Source organism: Marinospirillum insulare DSM 21763 (genome assembly GCF_000686905.1).
GTDB classification, from domain to species: domain Bacteria; phylum Pseudomonadota; class Gammaproteobacteria; order Pseudomonadales; family Halomonadaceae; genus Marinospirillum; species Marinospirillum insulare.
Genome location: NZ_JMLW01000001.1, coordinates 17,843 through 38,093 on the forward strand (window position 1 = coordinate 17,843; position 20,251 = coordinate 38,093).

A 20,251-nucleotide genomic window follows, 5' to 3' on the forward strand; every position below is an offset into this window, starting at 1 on the left:
TGAAGAGGTTATCGTTGTGGCTAAAGAAAAATTTGAACGTAGTAAACCGCACCTAAACGTAGGCACCATTGGTCACGTTGACCATGGTAAAACAACCCTAACAGCTGCACTTACACGTGTTTGTGCTGAAGTTTATGGTGGTGAAGGTGCAACCCGTGGTTACGACCAAATCGACAACGCTCCAGAAGAGCGCGAGCGTGGTATTACCATCTCAACCTCACACGTTGAGTATGAGTCACCTACTCGTCACTACGCACACGTAGACTGCCCAGGTCACGCTGACTATGTTAAAAACATGATCACCGGTGCTGCGCAGATGGATGGTGCTATCCTAGTTTGTTCTGCTGCTGATGGCCCTATGCCTCAGACTCGCGAGCACATCCTACTTTCTCGTCAGGTTGGTGTTCCTTACATCGTTGTATTCATGAACAAAGCGGACATGGTTGACGATGAAGAGCTACTAGAATTAGTAGAAATGGAGATCCGTGATCTTCTATCTACTTACGAGTTCCCTGGTGATGACACTCCTATCGTTATTGGTTCCGCACTAATGGCGCTAGAAGGTAAAGATGATAACGAATTGGGTGCTACTGCTGTAACTAAGCTAGTTGAAGCGCTAGATAGCTACATCCCTGAGCCTGAGCGTGCTATCGATATGCCATTCCTAATGCCTATCGAAGACGTTTTCTCTATCTCTGGTCGTGGTACCGTTGTTACTGGTCGTGTAGAGCGCGGTATTGTACGTACTGGTGATGAGATTGAAATCGTTGGTATCGTAGATACAGTAAAAACTGTATGTACTGGTGTAGAGATGTTCCGTAAGCTGCTTGACGAAGGTCGTGCAGGTGAGAACATTGGTGCACTACTACGTGGTACTAAGCGTGATGACGTTCAGCGTGGTCAAGTACTAGCTAAGCCTGGTTCTATTAACCCGCACACAGTGTTCGAAGCAGAAGTTTATGTTCTGTCTAAAGATGAAGGTGGTCGTCATACTCCTTTCTTCAAGGGCTACCGTCCTCAGTTCTACTTCCGTACAACTGACGTAACTGGTTCTTGTGAGCTACCTGAAGGCGTAGAAATGGTTATGCCTGGTGACAACGTTAAGTTAGTTGTTACTTTGATTGCACCTATCGCAATGGACGAAGGTTTACGCTTCGCTATTCGTGAAGGTGGTCGTACTGTTGGTGCTGGTGTTGTAGCTAAAATTGTTGCTTAATTTAGCTGATCGCTAGTCCAAAATAAGAGGGCTTCCAAAAGGGAGCCCTCTTTGTTGTTAATCTTTTTTTAATAAAAGTTTGACACGCAAGAAAACACGGCACTATAATGCTGCTCCTTTTTTAGGTGCAGGTGTAAGTGTCTGTACCCATGTAGCCCGTATCGGAGCATTGGATAATGCAAGACCAGAAAATCCGCATTCGGTTGAAGTCGTTTGATCATCGCCTTATTGATCAGTCCGCGCTTGAAATAGTTGAAACAGCTAAGCGTACTGGTGCTCAGGTGAAGGGTCCGATTCCACTGCCGACGCGCAATGAAAAATTTACAGTGCTAGTATCACCGCACGTAAACAAGGATGCCCGTGACCAGTATGAAGTTCGTACTCATAAGCGTGTGCTCGACATAGTTGAGCCAACTGAAAAAACAGTTGATGCGTTAATGAAGCTTGAGCTGGCTGCAGGCGTTGATGTGCAAATTAGCCTTGGTTAATTTGTTTAAGTAGTAAAGTGGTTAGCGTCGCGAGACGCAGTACAATTTAGATAGTGGAATGCCCTGGAAAAGGCAGCCATAGCGGGTGATAGCCCCGTACACTGATAGGAGACATACAATGGCTCTTGCTTTAATCGGAAAGAAAAGCGGCATGACCCGTATTTTCACCGAAGACGGTGCGTCAATACCAGTCACCGTTATTGAAGTCACTCCTAACCGTGTTACTCAGATACGTTCACCCGAGGTGGATGGTTATTCTGCAGTACAGGTTACTGCTGGTTCGCGTAAAGCGAAGCACCTATCCAAAGCGCAAGCTGGGCATTTTGCCAAAGCTAACGTTGAGGCTGGACGCATCGTTCGTGAATATCGTCTTGCTGATGGTGAAGAAGCTCCTGATCTAGGATCTGATTTAACCGTTAGTCTATTTGAGGCCGGTCAGTTAATTGACGTGATCGGTACATCTAAAGGTAAAGGTTTTCAAGGCGGCGTAAAGCGTTGGAACTTTGCCATGCAAGATGCAACTCATGGTAACTCTCTCTCTCACCGTGCACCTGGTTCCATAGGTCAAAACCAAACTCCTGGCCGTGTATTTAAAGGCAAGAAGATGGCTGGTCACATGGGTGCAGAGCGTGTAACTGTGCAATCCCTAGAAATCGTTCGGATCGATACAGATCGTAACCTACTATTAGTTAAAGGCGCTGTGCCTGGATCTACTGGTGGTGATGTTCTTGTACGCCAAGCGGTCAAGGCTCGCAGCTAAGAGGATAAAGACACATGAACCTGAATCTAGCCGGAGCTCAGGGTACTGTTGAAGTATCCGATGCGACCTTTGGTAAAGAATTTAACGAAGCCCTTGTTCACCAGGTAGTTACTGCTTATATGTCTGGTGCAAGACAAGGTACTCGTGCTCAAAAAACACGCGCAGAAGTTGCTGGCGGTGGTAAAAAGCCATGGCGTCAGAAGGGTACAGGTCGTGCCCGTGCTGGTACTGCAACATCTCCAATTTGGCGTAAAGGTGGTGTAACCTTTGCTGCTCGTCCTCAAGACCACTCGCAGAAAGTAAACAAAAAAATGTATCGTTCAGCGATGCGTTCTATACTTTCAGAGTTGGCTCGTCAGGATCGTTTGATCGCTGTTGAAGAGTTTACAGTTGAAGCGCCTAAAACAAAGCTACTAACGACTAAGCTTGATGAAATGAAGCTTAGCAAAGTACTGATTGTTACTTCTGAACTTAACACCAACTTGTATTTGGCTGCTCGTAACCTGCCACACGTTGAAGTTATTGAAGCTAGTGCCGTAGACCCTGTAAGCCTGATCGCCTACGAAAACGTGTTGATGACTGTTTCAGCACTGCGTCAATTCGAGGAGAAATTGGGATGAACCAGGAGCGCATATTTAAAGTGCTACTCGGTCCACACATGACCGAAAAAGCTACCTTGCTAGCTGATGAAAAAAATCAGTATGTATTTAAAGTAGCTACAGACGCGACTAAGCTAGAAATTAAAAAAGCTGTCGAGAAACTGTTTGATGTTAAGGTAAATGCAGTTAGCGTAATTAACGCTAAAAGCAAAACCCGACGCACTCTTCACGGTCTCGGTCGTCGCAAAGGTTTCCGCAAAGCTATGGTTAGCTTAGCGGAAGGACAAGCGATCGATTTCGCTGACGCGGAATAAGGCAAGGGGTTAATCATGGCAATTGTTAAAGCTAAACCAACATCCCCCGGTCGCCGCCACCTAGTTAAGGTGGTGAATAAAGACCTGCACAAGGGTGCACCTTATGCACCTCTGCTAGAAGCACAAAGCAGATCGGGTGGTCGTAATCACAACGGTCGTATCACTACTCGCCATATTGGTGGTGGTCACCGTCAGCATTACCGCATTATAGATTTTAAAAGAAATAAAGACGGTGTAGTAGGTATTGTTGAGCGTTTGGAGTATGATCCAAATCGTTCCGCAAACATCGCTTTGATCAAATACTTAGATGGTGAGCGCCGTTACATTATTGCCCCTAAAGGCGTAGTGGCTGGTGATCGCATTCAGTCGGGTGTAGATGCACCTATCAAAGCTGGTAATACTCTACCACTTCGTAATATGCCGTTGGGTTCTACACTTCACTGTATAGAGTTGAAGCCAGGTAAAGGGGCGCAATTAGCCCGTTCAGCTGGTGCCTCAGTACAGCTTGTTGCCCGCGAAGGTACTTATGCCACGCTAAGACTGCGTTCTGGCGAAACCCGTAAAGTTCTTGTTGATTGCCGCGCCACCTTAGGTGAAGTTGGTAATAGCGAGCACAGCCTACGTGTACTAGGTAAAGCTGGTGCAAGCCGCTGGCGTGGTGTTCGTCCAAGTACTCGTGGTATGGCAATGAACCCGATCGATCACCCTCACGGTGGTGGTGAAGGTCGTACTAAGGGTAAGAATCCAACAACTCCTTGGGGTGTTCCAACCAAGGGTTACAAAACTCGCAAAAACAAGCGTACAGACAATTTAATTGTTCGTCGTCGTAAAGCGAAATAACGTTAAGGGGATCCGCTGTGCCTCGTTCACTGAAGAAAGGTCCATTCATTGACCTTCATCTGTTGAGAAAAGTGGAAGTTGCGGTCGAAGGTAAAGACAAAAAACCAATTAAAACTTGGTCGCGTCGTTCAATGATCATTCCAGATATGATCGGCCTTACAATCGCTGTCCACAATGGACGCCAGCATGTACCGGTATTCATCACTGAAGAGATGGTCGGTCACAAGCTGGGTGAATTTGCTGCAACCCGTACATATCGCGGTCATGTAGCTGACAAGAAAGCCAAGCGCTAATCAGGAGGTTATGATGGAAGTCGCCGCTAAAATGCGTGGTGCACGTCTGTCCGCACAGAAAGCCCGCTTGGTTGCTGATCAGGTACGTGGCAAGAAAGTTGCTGATGCACTTAATTTACTAGCCTTTAGCCCTAAAAAGGGCGCGGTTCTAGTTAAAAAGGTTTTAGAATCTGCAATTGCGAATGCTGAGCATAACGAAGGTGCTGATATAGACGAACTGCGTGTTTCCACTATTATGGTGGATGAAGGTACAACCATGAAGCGTATTAAACCACGCGCTAAAGGTCGTGCCGATCGCATTCTCAAGCGCACTTGCCATATCACTGTCAAGGTTGCAGACCGGTAAGGAGTTAACCCTATGGGTCAGAAAGTAAATCCAACCGGCATACGCTTGGGAATCGTTAAAGAGCATACTTCTACTTGGTATGCTCAAGGTTCTGCTTATGCCGATAAACTGAATAATGACTTAAAAGTACGTAGCTTCTTAGAAGAACGTCTTAAGCAAGCAGCTGTTAGTCGTATTCAAATTGAGCGTCCAGCAAATAATGCCCGCATTACTATTCACACTGCCCGTCCAGGCATAGTGATAGGTAAAAAAGGTGAAGATGTTGAGCGCTTACGTAAAGACGTTTCCGACATGATGGGTGTGCCTGTGCACATCAATATCGAAGAAGTCCGTAAGCCAGAGCTAGATGCCGCGCTTGTTGCTCAAAGCGTTGCTGGTCAGCTAGAGCGTCGTGTAATGTTCCGTCGTGCTATGAAGCGCTCGGTGCAAAATGCAATGCGTCTCGGTGGTAAAGGCATCAAGATTCAAGTTGGCGGTCGTCTAGGTGGTGCTGAGATTGCCCGCTCTGAATGGTATCGCGAAGGTCGTGTTCCACTACACACCCTGCGCGCAGATATCGACTACGCTACTGCTGAAGCTCATACCACCTACGGCATCATTGGTGTCAAAGTGTGGATCTTCAAAGGTGAGATCCTGGGCGGGATCGAAGAGGTTCGTGCCAATGCTGCTAAGCAAGCTCAGCAGCCACAGCATGCACCTAAGAAAAAAGGTTCCAAGTAAGGGGATAGTCGATGTTACAGCCTAAGCGTACAAAATTCCGTAAGATGCATAAGGGTCGTAACCGCGGCCTGGCTCTACGCGGAAACAAGGTCAGCTTTGGTGAATTCGGTCTGAAAGCTACTGACCGTGGCCGTCTAACCGCACGTCAAATTGAAGCAGCGCGTCGTACTATGACACGTCATATCAAGCGTGGTGGTAAGATTTGGATCCGAGTTTTTCCAGACAAGCCGATCACTGGTAAGCCGTTGGAAGTTCGTATGGGTAAAGGTAAGGGTAACGTAGAATACTGGGTAGCCCTAATCCAACCTGGCAAGGTTCTGTATGAAGTTGAAGGCGTGAGCGAAGATTTAGCGCGTCAAGCCTTTGCACTTGCAGCAGCTAAACTTCCTATCCCGACAACTTTTGTTAAACGGACGGTGATGTAATGAATGCTCAAGAATTACGCGGCAAAACTGCGGAAGAGCTAAACGATGAGTTGCACAACTTATTACGTGAGCAATTCCAGCTACGCATGCGCAAAGTGACTGGTCAGCTTGGCCAATCGCATTTGCTTAAGCAATTGCGCCGTGATATTGCACGTATTAAAACCGTGCTGAACGATAAGGCGGGTAACTAAAATGGCCGAAGTCGAAAAGAAAGCTAAAACTGTCACCGGTAAGGTGGTTAGCGACAAAATGGAGAAATCCATTATCGTCATGATTGAGCGTAGTGTTGCTCATCCTCTGCTCGGTAAATATGTTCGCCGCTCCACTAAACTACATGCACATGACGAGAAAAACACCGCTCGCATGGGTGACACAGTAACCATTCAGGAAACACGTCCGATCTCTAAGACAAAATCCTGGAATTTGGTTGAGGTAGTTGAACAGGCAAAAGGTATTTGAGTTAACTCAAATACCCAAGCTGTTCAAGTTTGGAGATAAATTATGATTCAGACACAATCAATGTTGGAAGTTGCTGACAACAGTGGTGCCAAACGTGTCATGTGCATCAAGGTGCTAGGCGGTTCACATCGTCGTTACGCACGTGTTGGTGACATCATTAAGGTCACCGTTAAGGATGCTATTCCGCGTGGTAAGGTCAAAAAGGGCCAAGTCCTTAATGCCGTTGTAGTCCGCACTAGGGCAGCAGTTCGTCGTCCAGACGGATCAGCTATTCGTTTTGACGGCAATGCTGCCGTTATACTCGATGGTAAGGATGCCCCTATGGGTACCCGTATTTTTGGTCCGGTAACACGTGAGCTACGCGGTGATAAGTTCATGAAGATCATTTCCTTAGCACCCGAAGTGCTGTAAGGAGCGAGGCCGGATATGCGCAAGATTAAACGTGACGATGAAGTGATCGTCATTGCAGGCAAAGACAAGGGTAAGCGTGGCACAATAAAGCGTGTTCTTAATGATGATCGCTTTGTGGTGTCTGGTGTGAATATGATTAAACGTCACACCCGCCCAAACCCCTACGCCAATCAACCTGGTGGTATAATTGAGCGCGAAGCGCCCATTCATGCTTCCAATGTTGCCATTTTCAATGCTGAAACTGGTAAGGCTGATCGAGTAGGGTTCAAGGTCCTGGACGATGGTTCCAAGGTACGTATTTTCAAGTCGACTCAAACCGAGATCGGCGCCTAATCAAGTCAGGTATCAGTATGGCTAGATTGAAAGAGCTTTACAGTAAAGAAGTAGCAGCCAAACTGAAAGAAGAGCTTGGCTTAAAAAATGTAATGGAAGTTCCGCGCATTACCAAAATCACCCTTAATATGGGTGTTGGTGAAGCACTTAGTGATAAAAAACTATTGGACAACGCCGTTGCAGATTTAGAGAAATTAAGTGGGCAAAAAGTACTTGTAACCAAGGCTCGCAAATCTATCGCAGGCTTTAAAGTCCGCGAAGATTGGCCAATTGGTTGCAAGGTAACCCTACGCGCTGAGCGTATGTGGGACTTCCTCGACCGCCTAGTTGATGTTGCGATTCCTCGTATTCGTGACTTCCGTGGCCTAAACCCCAAGTCTTTTGACGGTCGTGGTAACTACAGCATGGGTGTACGTGAGCAAATTATCTTTCCTGAAATCAACTACGATAAAGTTGATAAGGTTAGAGGTTTAGATATCACCATCACTACTACTGCCCGTAATAATGACGAAGGCCGTGCGCTATTAACTGCACTTGGCTTTCCGTTTAAGAAGTAAGGGGATATAGATGGCGAAGGTATCTATGGTTCAGCGTGAGCTGAAACGCGCCAAACTGGTAGAAAAGTATGCTGCAAAGCGTGCTGAGCTGAAAGCAATTATTGCCAACCCACAGACTTCTGAAGAAGATCAGTGGGCTGCACTTCAGCAACTCCAGAAGCTGCCACGCGACTCCAGCAAATCACGTCAGCGTAATCGCTGCCGCGAAACTGGTCGTCCGCATGGTTTCTATAACAAGTTCGGCCTGGGCCGCACCGCACTGCGTAGAGCAGCTATGCGTGGCGATGTTCCCGGTCTGCGCAAGTCCAGCTGGTAAGCAGGATCCAGGAGTGCAAAGCGAATGAGTATGCAAGACACCCTGGCGGATATGGTTACCCGTATTCGCAATGCACAAATGGCAACTAAAGAGACGGTCACCATGCCGTCTTCTAAGATGAAAGTCGAAGTTGCTAGAGTGCTAAAAGAAGAGGGATACGTCGTGGACTTTCAGGTCCAGGGTGATGTCAAACCCGAACTGACTGTAACCTTGAAGTATTTTGAAGGCAAAGCGGTCATCGAAAAGATCGAACGTGTTAGCAAGCCAAGTCTGCGTAGCTATAAAGGTAAGAGTAGTTTGCCTACGGTTAACGCTGGACTAGGTGTTGCGATTGTTTCCACCTCTAAAGGTGTGATGACAGATCGCGCAGCTCGTGCGGCCGGTGTCGGTGGCGAAGTCATCTGCACCGTGTTCTAAGGGGAAGGTAAAAATGTCCCGCATTGCAAAACAATCGATAGAATTGCCAGCAGCTGTTGAGTTTAATCTCAACGACAGCAAGGTAACCGTAAAAGGTGCCAATGGCACACTTGACCTTAACCTTAGTAAATTGGTTGACGTTAAAGTGGAAGACAAAACTGTTACGGTTGCACCAAGCAACCCTAACAACAAGGCTGCCTGGGCACTTGCAGGTACCACCCGTTCACTCATCAATAATATGGTGGTTGGAGTTTCTGAAGGTTTTACTAAAAATCTTGAGATTTCAGGTGTTGGTTACCGTGCGCAAGCCAAAGGGCAAACAATTAATCTTACCTTGGGCTTCTCCCATCCGGTGGATTACACCCTACCTGAAGGTATTAGTGCAGAAACTCCTAGCAATACCCTTATTATTCTTAAGGGCGCTGACAAGCAAGTACTTGGTCAGTGTGCTGCAGAGATCCGTGACTACCGCCGTCCAGAGCCTTATAAAGGCAAGGGCATCCGCTATAGCGATGAACAAGTTCGTCGTAAAGAAGCCAAGAAGAAGTAAGGCAGGGTTATGAACGCGAAGAAAGAATCTCGTTTACGTCGTGCCCGCCGTGCCCGCGCCAAAATCCGCGAGCTAGGTGCAGTGCGCTTGTGTGTTAACCGCACACCGCGTCACATCTATGCACAGATTATTTCTGCAGATGGAGGCCAAGTTTTAGCGAGTGCCTCTACTCTCGACGGAAGTCTGCGTACTGGTACGACTGGTAATATCGAAGCCGCCACTAAGGTTGGCAAGCTAATCGCTGAACGTGCTAAAGCTGCTGGCATTAATGCTGTTGCTTTTGACCGTGGTGGTTTTAAATATCATGGTCGCGTAAAAGCCCTGGCTGATGCGGCACGTGAAGGCGGCCTAGAATTCTAAAGGGTGTAACAATGGCGAATAACGAAAAAACAGCCGGTGACCTGCAAGAACGTCTTGTTCAGGTTAACCGTGTCGCCAAAGTAGTTAAGGGTGGACGCATTTTTGCGTTCACTGCCTTGACTGTTGTTGGTGACGGCAAAGGCCGCGTTGGTTTTGGTCGTGGTAAGGCGCGTGAAGTGCCTGTTGCGATACAAAAAGCGATGGAACAGGCACGCCGCAATATGGTCTCCGTTAAACTAGACGGTACCACTTTGCAGCACCCTGTACGCGCTGCGCATGGTGCTTCTAAAGTATTCATGCAGCCAGCTTCAGAGGGTACGGGTGTAATCGCCGGTGGTGCGATGCGTTCAGTGCTCGAGTTAGCTGGTGTGCACAACGTTTTGGCCAAGATCTACGGCTCTACTAATCCAGTAAACGTAGTTCGTGCCACGATTAAGGGTCTGGTTGCTATGCAAGCACCAGAAGACATTGCTGCTAAGCGCGGCAAGACCGTAGAAGACATTCTGGGGTAATACCATGGCGAAAATAAAAGTAACTTTGGTACGCAGCCCCATTGGCATTTTGCCAAAGCATAAGCTGTGTGTTAAAGGTCTTGGTCTACGCCGCATCGGCCATCAGGTCGAAGTGGAAGACACACCCTCAGTACGTGGCATGATCAATAAGGTCAACTACCTACTGCAGGTTGAAGGAGCTTAATCATGCATTTAAACGATCTAAGCCCGGCACCAGGTTCTAAGCCTGCGGGTAAGCGCGTTGGTCGCGGTATTGGTAGTGGCCTGGGTAAAACCGGTGGTCACGGCCATAAAGGTCAGAAATCGCGTTCAGGCGGCACAGTAGCTCCAGGTTTTGAAGGTGGTCAAATGCCCCTTCAGCGCCGTCTACCTAAGTTTGGTTTTACATCTGTAAAAGCACCTCTATCTGCAGAAGTGCGCTTACACGAAATTGCCAAAGTTGAAGGTGAGTTAGTTACTGTACAAACTTTAAAAGATGCAGATGTAATCAAAGATTCAATTCTGTACGTTAAAGTAATTCTGTCCGGCGAAATCGACCGTGCTGTTACCCTACAAGGCGTTAAAGCCACTAAGGGTGCACGTGCGGCTATCGAAGCGGCTGGCGGTAAAGTCGAAGACTAGAAGTCGAGGACGAAATGGCAAAACCAGGAACCCTACCAGGTAAGCAAGGCGGATTAAGTGAACTTTGGATACGTCTAAGGTTTGTATTCTTAGCGATACTTGTCTATCGCTTAGGTGCTCATGTGCCTGTGCCTGGTATTAATCCTGACCAACTTGCTGCTATCTTCGAGCAAAACAAAGGCACCATTCTTGACATGTTCAACATGTTTTCGGGTGGTGCTCTTGAGAACATGAGTATCTTAGCCTTGGGTATCATGCCCTATATTTCTGCTTCGATAATCATGCAGTTGCTTTCAGCGGTTGTACCTAAGCTAGAAGCGCTGAAAAAAGAAGGTGAAGCCGGTCGTCGTAAAATAAACCAGTACACTCGCTACGGCACTGTCGTACTGGCAATATTCCAAGCGATAGGCATGTCAGTAGGTTTGGCCGGGCAAAGTGGCGTCGTCTATATGGCGAACTTCGGGTTTTACTTTGTAGCGGTAACAACACTGGTTTGTGGTGCAGTCTTCCTAATGTGGTTAGGTGAGCAAATTACAGAGCGTGGTATTGGTAACGGTATTTCACTGCTTATTTTCTCCGGTATCGTAGCAGGTTTGCCTGGTGCAATCGGTAGCTCGCTAGAAGTAGCCCGTAGTGAAGGTTCATGGAACCTAATTCCCTTATTGGTAATTGGTGTTCTTGGTGTAGCAACAATTGCTTTTGTGGTGTTTATTGAGCGTGGTCAGCGCCGTGTAACGGTTAACTACGCAAAACGTCAGGTTGGCAATCAAGTTTACGCAGCGCAATCTAATCACTTGCCGTTAAAAGTGAATATGGCTGGTGTAATACCACCCATTTTTGCTTCAAGTATCCTGTTGTTCCCCGCGTCCATAGGACAATGGTTTGGAAGTGCTGAAGGCTTTGGTTTGTTGCAGGACTTGTCGCAGCTTCTTGCGCCAGGTGCTCCACTCTATATCTTGCTTTTTGCACTCAGTGTTGTATTCTTCTGCTTCTTTTATACAGCACTCATGTTTAACCCCAAAGAAATTGCAGATAACCTGAAAAAATCAGGTGCTTTTTTACCGGGCATTCGCCCTGGACCACAAACTGCAAGTTATATTGATGGGGTAGTAACACGCCTAACCCTGTTCGGTGCACTGTATATCACGGCTGTTTCACTGATGCCTCAGTTTCTGCAGGTAGCTTGGGATATTCCTTTCTATGTTGGCGGCACATCACTTTTGATTGTCGTAGTCGTAGTAATGGATTTCATGGCACAACTGCAGTCACACATGATGTCGCACCAGTACCAGAATCAGTCTTTGCTTAAAAAAGCTAACCTTAAAAGCTACGGTCGTCGCTAAGTCTGAGAGCTTGAAAGGTAGGAGTAGAAGATGAAAGTTCGTGCATCTGTAAAAAAGATCTGTCGTAACTGTAAGATCATTCGTCGTCGTGGTTCAGTACGCGTTATCTGTATCGAACCGCGTCACAAACAGCGCCAGGGTTAATCTCTGGACAGGACCATAAAAGGTCTTGCAAAGCTACCCCTTGATATTTTTCTTATCAAGGGGTATGCTTTTTCGCCCTTTATGGACATAAAAACTGGAGTCGGCTTTTACCGGCTTGGAATCGGAGAATTTTGAATGGCACGTATTGCTGGTGTCAACATTCCGGATAACAAACATGCAGTTATCTCGCTAACCTATATTTATGGTGTTGGCAAAACGACTTCTAAGGCTATTTGCCTAAAGTCCGGAATAGAGCCCACTCGTAAAATTGGTGACTTATCTGTTGAAGAACTCGACACACTTCGTGGAGAAGTAGCAGCTTACACTGTAGAAGGTGATCTGCGTCGTGAAGTTACCATGAGTATTAAGCGTCTGATGGACTTAGGCTGCAACCGTGGTATTCGCCACCGTCGCAACTTGCCAGTTCGTGGTCAGCGCACTAAAACAAATGCGCGTACCCGTAAAGGCCCGCGTAAACCAATTCGTAAATAAGCCAATGAGCGTGTAGTTGCATCGCACGCCATTCGTGAATATTCAGGAAAAAAAGTACTATGGCTAACCCGCGTACTCGTAAAAAAGTTAGAAAGTCGGTAGTGGATGGCATTGCCCATATTCACGCCTCTTTTAACAACACGATCATTACGATAACTGACCGCCAGGGCAACACCCTATCTTGGGCTACAGCCGGTGGTTCGGGTTTTCGTGGTTCTCGTAAGAGCACCCCGTTCGCAGCACAGGTTGCTAGTGAACGTGCCGCAACTGCGGCAGCCGAGTATGGTCTGAAGAACGTCGATGTTATGGTCAAGGGTCCAGGCCCTGGCCGTGAATCTGCCGTTCGTGCCCTGAACGCTGCTGGTTTCAAGGTCACCAATATTACCGATGTGACCCCGATCCCACACAACGGTTGTCGTCCACCGAAGAAACGCCGCGTATAAGGAGGCAGACTCATGGCTCGTTACTTAGGTCCAAAATGTAAACTCTCTCGTCGTGAGGGAACAGATTTACTACTCAAGAGCGGTGTAACTGCTTACGAAAAGAAATGTAAGTCTGAATCAGTACCCGGTCAACACGGTCAGCGTCGTAGTCGTTTATCAGACTACGGTTTACAGCTGCGTGAGAAACAAAAAGTTCGTCGTATGTACGGCGTACTAGAAAAGCAGTTCCGTAACTACTATAAATCAGCGGCTCGTCAAAAAGGTGCAACGGGTGAAAACCTTCTGCAGCTTTTAGAAGCACGTTTGGATAACGTAGTTTATCGTATGGGCTTTGGCTCTACTCGTGCAGAAGCACGTCAGTTAGTTAGCCACAAGTCACTTACAGTTAATGGTAAGACAGTTAATGTACCTTCTTACCAGGTTCAGCCCGGTGATGTCGTAGCCGTGCGTGAGAAGGCAAAGCAGCAGCTACGCATTAAAAGTGCATTGCAACTGTCTGGTCAGCGTTCTGACGTTTCCTGGGTTGAGGTTGATTCCACTAAATTAGAAGGTACTTTCAAGTCTAAGCCTGAGCGTACTGATTTATCTGGTGAAATTAACGAAAACCTTATCGTCGAGCTTTACTCCAAGTAATTGGGGTAACCGTCAGGCAGCTAAACAGGTGTTTTTATGCAGCGTTCAGTGACAGAGTTTCTTCGCCCTCGTGACATAAAAGTCGAGACCCATAGTCCGACTCGTGCAAAAATCATTCTCGAGCCTTTTGAGCGTGGTTTCGGACATACCCTAGGGAATGCTCTGCGTCGTATTCTTCTTTCTTCGATGCCCGGTTGCGCGATTGTCGAGGCAGATATAGAAGGGGTTGAGCACGAATACAGTGCTATTGAAGGTGTTCAAGAGGATGTTATCGAAATTCTTTTGAATCTTAAGCAAGTTGCGGTGAAAATGTTTAGCCGTGATGAAGCTATTCTGACGCTGAGCAAAAAAGGCCCGGGTGTTGTTACTGCTGGTGACATCAAAGGTGATCACGATATAGAGATCATCAACCCAGACTTAGTTATTGCCAATCTAAACGCAGGTGCGTCTTTAAATATGACCCTGCGTGTAGAGTCTGGTCGTGGCTATGTTGCGGCTGACGCTCGTCAGGCTGATGAAGACGAAACTCGTCCTATTGGCCGTCTAGCGTTAGATGCTACTTTTAGTCCAGTAACTCGGGTTGCTTATACTGTTGAAGCCGCTCGTGTAGAGCAGCGTACAGACCTAGATAAGCTGGTTCTAGAATTGGAAACTGATGGTACTTTGGATCCTGAAGAGTCGATCCGTCGTGCTGCCACTATCCTACAAGAGCAGTTGGCTGCTTTTGTTGATCTAGAAGCAGATAACCAACAAGAGCCGGAAGAAGAGGAAGATCAAATTGATCCAGTCCTACTCCGTCCGGTGGATGATCTTGAGTTGACTGTTCGTTCAGCTAACTGCCTAAAAGCCGAGAATATTTACTATATTGGTGACCTTATTCAGCGCACAGAAGTTGAGCTGTTGAATACACCAAACTTAGGTAAAAAGTCCCTGACTGAAATCAAGGATGTTCTTGCAGCCCGTGGTTTGTCCTTGGGTATGCGGTTAGAGAACTGGCCACCTGCTAGTTTAAAGAACGACGACAAGGTAACTGCCTAAGCGTCAATTCAAGTCCCAAGGTTTGAAAGGATAAACGACAATGCGTCATCGTAAGAGTGGTCGTAAGCTAAATCGTAATAGTTCACACCGTAATGCTATGTTTAAAAACATGAGCGTTTCTTTGGTTGAACATGAAGTAATTAAAACAACCCTAGCCAAAGCTAAAGAATTGCGTCGCGTTGTAGAGCCGCTAATTACTCTAGCTAAGGTAGACAGCGTTGCTAACCGTCGTCTTGCTTTTGCTCGTACTGGTTCTGATGCTGCTGTGGGTAAACTTTTCACAGACCTAGGTAAGCGCTTTGCTACCCGTCCTGGTGGTTATGTTCGCATTCTAAAATGCGGCATGCGTGCTGGCGACAGTGCTCCTATGGCCTTTGTTGAGTTAGTTGATCGCCCTGAGGCCTCTGAAGCAGCTGAATAATAAGCTGTTTGATCAACCTAAAAAAACCGGCTTATGCCGGTTTTTTTATTACAACTTTTTATTATAAGTTAGAGTTAAGTTATAAAACCTTAGCCAGGAATTGGCCAGTATAAGACTCAGCGCACTTAGCAACCTCTTCAGGTGTTCCTTCTACTACCAGTTCACCCCCTCCTTTACCGCCTTCTGGGCCAATATCTACTAACCAGTCTGCTGTTTTTATGACGTCTAGGTTATGTTCAATAATAACCAAGGTATTACCTTGATCTCTTAAACGGTGTAAAACATTCAGTAGCATACGAATATCTTCAAAATGTAAACCTGTAGTGGGCTCATCTAAGATATACAGTGTTTTACCTGTATCCCGCTTAGCCAGTTCTTTTGCTAGTTTAACCCTCTGTGCTTCACCGCCAGACAGCGTAATCGCACTTTGCCCCAGACGTATATAAGACAAACCAACATCCATTAAGGTTTGTAATCGCCTTGCTACAGCAGGTATGGCACTAAAAAACTCTCGTGCTTCTTCTATGGTCATATCTAGCACTTCGTGAATATTTTTACCTTTATAACGTATTTCTAAGGTTTCACGGTTATAGCGCTTAGCTTTGCAGAGATCACAAGGTACATAAATATCTGGCAGGAAATGCATTTCAACCTTAATAAGCCCATCACCCTGACAAGACTCGCACCTGCCACCTTTTACGTTAAAGCTAAAGCGGCCAATTTTGTAACCTCTAGACCTTGCCTCTTGTGTGCCTGCAAAGAGTTCACGTATTGGTGTGAAAATACCTGTGTAGGTGGCAGGGTTGGAACGAGGTGTGCGTCCTATAGGGCTTTGGTCAATATCAATAACCTTGTCTAATAAATCTAAGCCATCAATAGCAGCGCAGGGCTGAGGTGTTAAGGTGGTTGCACCATTCAAAAGAGTAGCGGCATGTGGGTAGAGGGTACCGTTAATAAGCGTAGACTTACCTGACCCAGAAACACCCGTCACACAAGTCATTAGACCCAATGGAATACTAACGGTAGTTTCTTTTAGGTTGTTACCGCTGGCCTTATGTATGACTAGCTGCTTTTGTGGGTCATTCAAATGCCGTGGATGAGGAATGGCAATTTTACGTTTGCCCGTTAAATAGTCTGCTGTAATGGAACCTTCGCTTGCCATGACTTCTGTAGGGCTACCCTGAGCAACAATTTGTCCTCCATGCACACCTGCACCTGGGCCTATGTCTATTAGCCAGTCTGCTTGGCGAATAGCGTCTTCATCATGCTCAACCACTATAACTGTATTACCTAAGTCGCGTAGGTGGGTCAGAGTTTGTAGTAGGCGCTCATTGTCACGCTGGTGTAAGCCTATGGAGGGCTCGTCCAGAATGTACATAACACCCACTAACCCAGCACCAATTTGGCTAGCTAAGCGAATGCGTTGCGCTTCACCGCCTGAGAGGGTTTCAGCACTGCGCTCAAGTGATAAATAATCTAAGCCTACGTTCACTAAAAATGTTAAGCGCTCAACAATTTCTTGAAGAATGCGTATTGCTATTTCACCGCGTCTGCCCGTTAGCTTTAGGTTTGAAAAATATTCATGCGCTTCACCTAAAGACATGCTCACCACTTCAGGCAAAGTGATTTCACCTACAAACACATTACGAGAAGCTTCTTTAAGTCGGCTGCCTTTACAAGTGGGGCAAGAATGGGTTGTAAGCAAGCGCGATAAATCTTCGCGTAAGCTTTGCGATTCAGTTTCGTGGTAGCGGCGTTCAAGATTAGGAATAACCCCTTCAAAAGGGTGAGCTTTAAGCACTTTTTTGCCGCGGTCACTTATATAGCTGAAGTCTATATCTTCAGTACCGCTACCATGGAGTACAATTTGCTTAACTTTAACGGGCAATTCTTGCCAAGGCGTTTCTAGTTCAAAATCATAATGTTCGGCAAGGTTGTTTAATAGTCCAAAATAATAAACACTACGCCTATCCCAGCCTTTAATTACCCCTTCTGCTAGCGAAAGTTCGGGCGCAACAATTAGTTTATGGTCATCAAAAAACTGCTTCATGCCTAAGCCATCACAAGTAGGGCAGGCACCTGCTGGGTTGTTAAACGAAAAGATACGCGGCTCTAATTCGGCTACCGCATACCCGCAGTGTGGGCAGGCGAAGCTAGCTGAAAAGAGCATATCTGGCTGTTTGCCATCCATAAAGCTTACTAGCGTTAAGCCTTCGGACAGGTTTAACGCTGTTTCAAAAGACTCTGCTAAACGTAACTGCTGATCAGGCTTTACTTTTAAACGGTCTACAACCACTTCAATTGTATGTTTGCGTTTTTTGTCTAGGGTTGGGGTTTCGTCTAGCTCAACAACAGCGCCATCTATACGCGCACGAATAAAACCTTGGGCTCGTAAGTCTGCTAAAAGATTGACCTGCTCGCCTTTGCGGTCTTGAACGACCGGGGCCAAAATTAAAATGCGTGAATCTTCAGGTAATTTAAGTACTTCGTCGACCATTTCAGAAACAGTTTTTGCTTCTAAAGGAACTTGATGTTCAGGGCAGCGAGGAATACCTGTTCGTGCATAAAGTAAACGCAGGTAATCATAAATTTCTGTAATGGTCCCCACGGTAGAACGAGGGTTGTGAGAGGTCGATTTTTGCTCAATAGAAATAGCCGGAGACAGCCCTTCGATGTGGTCTATATCAGGCTTTTCCATCATGGATAAAAACTGCCGCGCATAAGCAGACAGGGACTCTACATAGCGGCGCTGCCCTTCAGCATAAAGCGTGTCGAAAGCAAGGGATGATTTGCCCGAGCCTGAAAGGCCGGTAATAACCACGAGTTTATCACGTGGGATTTCAATCGAAATATTCTTCAGATTGTGGGTTCGTGCTCCGCGTAAACGGATTTTATCCAAGGCCACCTGTTTTCTCCTAGTTAATCGCAACCGCTTATTATAGGTTTTATCTGACCCGCCTGTCTGCCTTTGTCTGGTTAGAAAAGGGTTAGCAGGGTACAATTCCAGCATTAAAGTAGCTTCCACTAGGTAAGCCATCACGAGTAAAAGGTAAAATGCGACAAGATTCACTAGCTAAGACTGAACTAAGAGCCATTAGCGGGTTAGCAGGCTTGTACGGCTTGCGAATGCTGGGTTTGTTTATGGTATTACCAGTAATGCCCTTGTTACTTTTAGAATATGAAGGTGCCGAGCCTTTTATTATTGGCTTAACTATAGGTATTTATGGTTTTACTCAGGCACTACTGCAACTGCCTTACGGCTGGTTATCAGATAAGTTTGGACGCAAGCCACTTATATATCTAGGTTTGCTCATTTTTGCTTTAGGCAGCCTGGTAGCAGCTATGGCCGACTCAATGCTTGGCTTATTAGTTGGTCGCGCTTTACAGGGGGCAGGAGCCATAGCCAGCGTTTTAATGGCGCTCTTAGCAGACCTAACCCGAGATGAAAAACGTACTCAAGCTATGGCTAGTGTAGGTATTAGCATAGGTTTAGCTTTTATTGTGGCTATGGCTGCTGGTCCGCTATTAGCTGGGTGGGTGGGTCTGTCAGGTTTATTCTGGCTGACTGCTGCTTTTAGTCTGCTAGGTATGTTTATTGTGTGGCGCTGGGTGCCTACACCACAAAGGGTAAGAAAACATCTAGATGCTGGGGGTATTGATACCAAGCAGGTCGGCAAGGTGCTGGTTAACCCACAATTGTTGCGTTTAGATTTCAGTATTCTTGTCTTGCACCTATTATTAACGGGTGTATTTATTGCCGTACCAGGCTTGCTTATTAACGCTGGTTGGACACTAACGCAGCATGGCTGGATTTACTTAACCACTATGCTGTTGGGTTTTGGTCTCATGATCCCGCTCATTATAATGGGTGAAAAAGGCCGTAAAATGAAAGCTGTGCTTATGATAGCGGTCAGTCTTATAGCTGCAGCGCTGGTGTTAATGCCAACTAACTTGGGTAGCTGGGCGCTACTGCCTGGTTTGTTGTTATTTTTTACTGGCTTTAACTTATTAGAAGCGAGCCTACCTTCTTTAATTAGCAAGCAGTCACCGGTTCAAGCTAAAGGTACGGCAATGGGTATTTACTCCACTTCACAGTTTGTAGGTGCTTTCTTAGGTGGGGTTTTAGGTGGTTTTATTCTTACCTACTGGGGGCCGGTAGAATTATTATGGAGTGCGGCTAGTTTGTGTCTGCTATGGTTAGTGGTATTGGTAGGATTTAAGCAACCTAGGCATTTGTCGAGCCGCATTTTTACTTTGCCTGCAATCAACAGCCAAGCCTTAGAGGCCCTTAAAAGTGAATTGGCTAGTATGCAAGGGGTGGTGGAAGTGGTTTTTTTAGAAGAAGAAACAACCGGCTACCTTAAACTTGATAAGCAACAATTAAATGAACAAGCCTTAGATAACTTGTTATTGAATTAGCGATAGTTAATTAATTAATATTTTAAAGATTTAAAAGGGGAAAAATATGGCACGCGGTGTAAATAAAGTCATTCTTATAGGTAACCTAGGTAATGATCCAGACATTAGGTTTACTCAAAACCAAAAGCAAGTTGCTAATTTAAGTATAGCAACCAGTGAACAATGGACAGATCGCCAAACAGGGCAAAGACAAGAAAGAACCGAATGGCATAAGGTGGTTTTCTTTGATCGTTTGGCAGAAATTGCAGGCCAATATTTAAAAAAAGGTAGCAAGGTTTACGTTGAAGGTAAGCTGCAAACGCGTAAATGGCAGAACCAGCAAGGTATAGACCAATACACCACAGAAATTGTGGGTAACGAGATGCAAATGCTTGATGGTCGTGGTGATGGCGGTGGTCAAAACTATGGTAATGCAGGCCAACAAATGCAGGGTGGCTACCAACAGCAGCAACCACAAAACCAAGCAGCACCTCAGCAACAAGCCTACGCTAACCCTGTTGCTCAACAGCCACAGCAGCCTGCTCCACAACCACAGCAGCCTGCTCCACAACAGTCTTATGCATCTCAAGCACCACAAGCCATGGCGCAGCAGCAACAGCCTTTTGCTAACAACCCTGCCCCCGTAGCTTCACAACCTGCTATGCAGCCAACGCACCAACAACCAGCACAGCCAGCCGCACCAACTCAAGCGCCTCAGCAGCCAGCGCAACAACCGCAACAATCATCGCCTCAAGCCTTCAATGATTTTGACGATGAGATACCTTTTTAGGATGCACCTAAG

32 protein-coding genes are annotated in these 20,251 nt (G+C 46.4%); 31 read left to right on the forward strand and 1 reads right to left on the reverse strand.

The annotated features are described in order from the left end of the window. The first annotated feature begins 16 nt into the window (after positions 1–16). The 29 genes from tuf to rplQ all read left to right on the forward strand — a co-directional run bounded on the left by tuf (position 17) and on the right by rplQ (position 15,051). Positions 17–1,216 carry an elongation factor Tu gene (gene tuf, locus BP27_RS0100095; protein ID WP_027849800.1) on the forward strand — a complete coding sequence of 400 codons (1,200 nt, stop codon included), beginning with the start codon at positions 17–19 and terminating at the stop codon, positions 1,214–1,216. Between the two features lie 176 nt (positions 1,217–1,392). Further along, entirely contained in the window at positions 1,393–1,704 is a 312-nt protein-coding gene (gene rpsJ / locus BP27_RS0100100; RefSeq protein ID WP_027849024.1) for a 30S ribosomal protein S10, read from the forward strand. Between the two features lie 118 nt (positions 1,705–1,822). Next, a complete protein-coding gene (rplC, locus tag BP27_RS0100105) occupies positions 1,823–2,464 on the forward strand; it encodes a 50S ribosomal protein L3 (RefSeq protein ID WP_027849801.1) in 642 nt (213 codons plus the stop codon). A gap of 14 nt (positions 2,465–2,478) precedes the next feature. Beyond that, positions 2,479–3,084 (forward strand): 50S ribosomal protein L4, encoded by a 606-nt coding sequence (gene rplD / locus BP27_RS0100110; RefSeq protein WP_027849802.1) that lies wholly within the window; start codon positions 2,479–2,481, stop codon positions 3,082–3,084. Beyond that, positions 3,081–3,377, forward strand: a complete 297-nt coding sequence (gene rplW, locus BP27_RS0100115; protein WP_027849803.1) for a 50S ribosomal protein L23 — start codon at positions 3,081–3,083, stop codon at positions 3,375–3,377. The genes rplD and rplW overlap by 4 nt, the downstream gene beginning before the upstream one ends. Positions 3,378–3,392: 15 nt before the next feature. Next, positions 3,393–4,217 (forward strand): 50S ribosomal protein L2, encoded by an 825-nt coding sequence (gene rplB, locus BP27_RS0100120; protein WP_027849804.1) that lies wholly within the window; start codon positions 3,393–3,395, stop codon positions 4,215–4,217. Positions 4,218–4,234: 17 nt separating this feature from the next. Beyond that, positions 4,235–4,510 carry a 30S ribosomal protein S19 gene (gene rpsS / locus BP27_RS0100125; protein ID WP_027849805.1) on the forward strand — a complete coding sequence of 92 codons (276 nt, stop codon included), beginning with the start codon at positions 4,235–4,237 and terminating at the stop codon, positions 4,508–4,510. 10 nt (positions 4,511–4,520) lie between these two features. Beyond that, positions 4,521–4,856: a 50S ribosomal protein L22 gene (rplV, locus tag BP27_RS0100130; protein ID WP_425411352.1), complete on the forward strand. Its 336-nt coding sequence runs from the start codon at positions 4,521–4,523 to the stop codon at positions 4,854–4,856. Positions 4,857–4,868: 12 nt separating this feature from the next. Next, positions 4,869–5,576, forward strand: coding sequence for a 30S ribosomal protein S3 (gene rpsC / locus BP27_RS0100135; RefSeq protein ID WP_027849806.1), 708 nt, complete (start codon positions 4,869–4,871; stop codon positions 5,574–5,576). Positions 5,577–5,587: 11 nt separating this feature from the next. Next, positions 5,588–6,001, forward strand: coding sequence for a 50S ribosomal protein L16 (gene rplP / locus BP27_RS0100140; RefSeq protein ID WP_027849807.1), 414 nt, complete (start codon positions 5,588–5,590; stop codon positions 5,999–6,001). Continuing rightward, positions 6,001–6,192 carry a 50S ribosomal protein L29 gene (rpmC, locus tag BP27_RS0100145; protein WP_027849808.1) on the forward strand — a complete coding sequence of 64 codons (192 nt, stop codon included), beginning with the start codon at positions 6,001–6,003 and terminating at the stop codon, positions 6,190–6,192. Before rplP ends, rpmC begins: the two co-directional genes overlap by 1 nt. 1 nt (position 6,193) lies before the next feature. Beyond that, positions 6,194–6,460: a 30S ribosomal protein S17 gene (gene rpsQ / locus BP27_RS0100150; RefSeq protein ID WP_027849809.1), complete on the forward strand. Its 267-nt coding sequence runs from the start codon at positions 6,194–6,196 to the stop codon at positions 6,458–6,460. Positions 6,461–6,502: 42 nt separating this feature from the next. Continuing rightward, complete coding sequence (rplN, locus tag BP27_RS0100155; protein ID WP_027849810.1) at positions 6,503–6,871, forward strand: 50S ribosomal protein L14; 369 nt, start codon at positions 6,503–6,505, stop codon at positions 6,869–6,871. A 15-nt stretch (positions 6,872–6,886) separates the two neighbouring features. After that, a complete protein-coding gene (gene rplX, locus BP27_RS0100160) occupies positions 6,887–7,204 on the forward strand; it encodes a 50S ribosomal protein L24 (RefSeq protein WP_027849811.1) in 318 nt (105 codons plus the stop codon). Positions 7,205–7,221: 17 nt separating this feature from the next. Continuing rightward, complete coding sequence (gene rplE / locus BP27_RS0100165) at positions 7,222–7,761, forward strand: 50S ribosomal protein L5 (RefSeq protein WP_027849812.1); 540 nt, start codon at positions 7,222–7,224, stop codon at positions 7,759–7,761. Positions 7,762–7,771: 10 nt separating this feature from the next. Next, positions 7,772–8,077, forward strand: a complete 306-nt coding sequence (gene rpsN, locus BP27_RS0100170; protein WP_027849813.1) for a 30S ribosomal protein S14 — start codon at positions 7,772–7,774, stop codon at positions 8,075–8,077. A 24-nt stretch (positions 8,078–8,101) separates the two neighbouring features. Beyond that, positions 8,102–8,494 carry a 30S ribosomal protein S8 gene (rpsH, locus tag BP27_RS0100175; protein WP_027849814.1) on the forward strand — a complete coding sequence of 131 codons (393 nt, stop codon included), beginning with the start codon at positions 8,102–8,104 and terminating at the stop codon, positions 8,492–8,494. Positions 8,495–8,507: 13 nt separating this feature from the next. Beyond that, positions 8,508–9,044 carry a 50S ribosomal protein L6 gene (gene rplF / locus BP27_RS0100180; RefSeq protein WP_027849815.1) on the forward strand — a complete coding sequence of 179 codons (537 nt, stop codon included), beginning with the start codon at positions 8,508–8,510 and terminating at the stop codon, positions 9,042–9,044. A gap of 9 nt (positions 9,045–9,053) precedes the next feature. Then, positions 9,054–9,404, forward strand: a complete 351-nt coding sequence (gene rplR / locus BP27_RS0100185) for a 50S ribosomal protein L18 (RefSeq protein ID WP_027849007.1) — start codon at positions 9,054–9,056, stop codon at positions 9,402–9,404. Between the two features lie 11 nt (positions 9,405–9,415). Beyond that, positions 9,416–9,916 (forward strand): 30S ribosomal protein S5, encoded by a 501-nt coding sequence (gene rpsE, locus BP27_RS0100190; RefSeq protein ID WP_027849816.1) that lies wholly within the window; start codon positions 9,416–9,418, stop codon positions 9,914–9,916. A gap of 4 nt (positions 9,917–9,920) precedes the next feature. Then, positions 9,921–10,100: a 50S ribosomal protein L30 gene (gene rpmD / locus BP27_RS0100195; protein ID WP_027849817.1), complete on the forward strand. Its 180-nt coding sequence runs from the start codon at positions 9,921–9,923 to the stop codon at positions 10,098–10,100. 2 nt (positions 10,101–10,102) lie between these two features. Then, on the forward strand, positions 10,103–10,537 hold the full coding sequence (gene rplO, locus BP27_RS0100200; protein ID WP_027849818.1) for a 50S ribosomal protein L15: 435 nt from the start codon (positions 10,103–10,105) through the stop codon (positions 10,535–10,537). Between the two features lie 14 nt (positions 10,538–10,551). After that, the gene (gene secY / locus BP27_RS0100205; RefSeq protein WP_027849819.1) at positions 10,552–11,880 is read left to right on the forward strand and encodes a preprotein translocase subunit SecY; all 1,329 of its coding nucleotides are present in this window, start codon (positions 10,552–10,554) and stop codon (positions 11,878–11,880) included. Between the two features lie 30 nt (positions 11,881–11,910). Further along, positions 11,911–12,024 carry a 50S ribosomal protein L36 gene (gene rpmJ, locus BP27_RS16900; protein WP_072326876.1) on the forward strand — a complete coding sequence of 38 codons (114 nt, stop codon included), beginning with the start codon at positions 11,911–11,913 and terminating at the stop codon, positions 12,022–12,024. 135 nt (positions 12,025–12,159) lie between these two features. After that, positions 12,160–12,516, forward strand: coding sequence for a 30S ribosomal protein S13 (rpsM, locus tag BP27_RS0100210; RefSeq protein ID WP_027849820.1), 357 nt, complete (start codon positions 12,160–12,162; stop codon positions 12,514–12,516). Positions 12,517–12,575: 59 nt separating this feature from the next. Then, positions 12,576–12,959 (forward strand): 30S ribosomal protein S11, encoded by a 384-nt coding sequence (rpsK, locus tag BP27_RS0100215; RefSeq protein ID WP_027849821.1) that lies wholly within the window; start codon positions 12,576–12,578, stop codon positions 12,957–12,959. Between the two features lie 12 nt (positions 12,960–12,971). Then, entirely contained in the window at positions 12,972–13,592 is a 621-nt protein-coding gene (gene rpsD, locus BP27_RS0100220) for a 30S ribosomal protein S4 (RefSeq protein WP_027849822.1), read from the forward strand. Between the two features lie 36 nt (positions 13,593–13,628). After that, a complete protein-coding gene (locus tag BP27_RS0100225; protein ID WP_027849823.1) occupies positions 13,629–14,630 on the forward strand; it encodes a DNA-directed RNA polymerase subunit alpha in 1,002 nt (333 codons plus the stop codon). A 40-nt stretch (positions 14,631–14,670) separates the two neighbouring features. After that, positions 14,671–15,051: a 50S ribosomal protein L17 gene (gene rplQ, locus BP27_RS0100230; protein WP_027849824.1), complete on the forward strand. Its 381-nt coding sequence runs from the start codon at positions 14,671–14,673 to the stop codon at positions 15,049–15,051. 79 nt (positions 15,052–15,130) lie between these two features. Here rplQ and uvrA read toward each other — a convergent pair whose 3' ends face one another. Further along, a complete protein-coding gene (gene uvrA / locus BP27_RS0100235) occupies positions 15,131–17,950 on the reverse strand; it encodes an excinuclease ABC subunit UvrA (RefSeq protein WP_027849825.1) in 2,820 nt (939 codons plus the stop codon). Between the two features lie 155 nt (positions 17,951–18,105). Here uvrA and BP27_RS0100240 point away from each other — a divergent pair, with 155 nt between their 5' ends. Together BP27_RS0100240 and ssb are read left to right on the forward strand one after the other, a co-directional pair. Continuing rightward, on the forward strand, positions 18,106–19,470 hold the full coding sequence (locus BP27_RS0100240; RefSeq protein ID WP_027849826.1) for an MFS transporter: 1,365 nt from the start codon (positions 18,106–18,108) through the stop codon (positions 19,468–19,470). A 46-nt stretch (positions 19,471–19,516) separates the two neighbouring features. Then, complete coding sequence (gene ssb, locus BP27_RS0100245; RefSeq protein WP_027849827.1) at positions 19,517–20,239, forward strand: single-stranded DNA-binding protein; 723 nt, start codon at positions 19,517–19,519, stop codon at positions 20,237–20,239. The last annotated feature ends 12 nt before the right edge of the window (positions 20,240–20,251 follow it).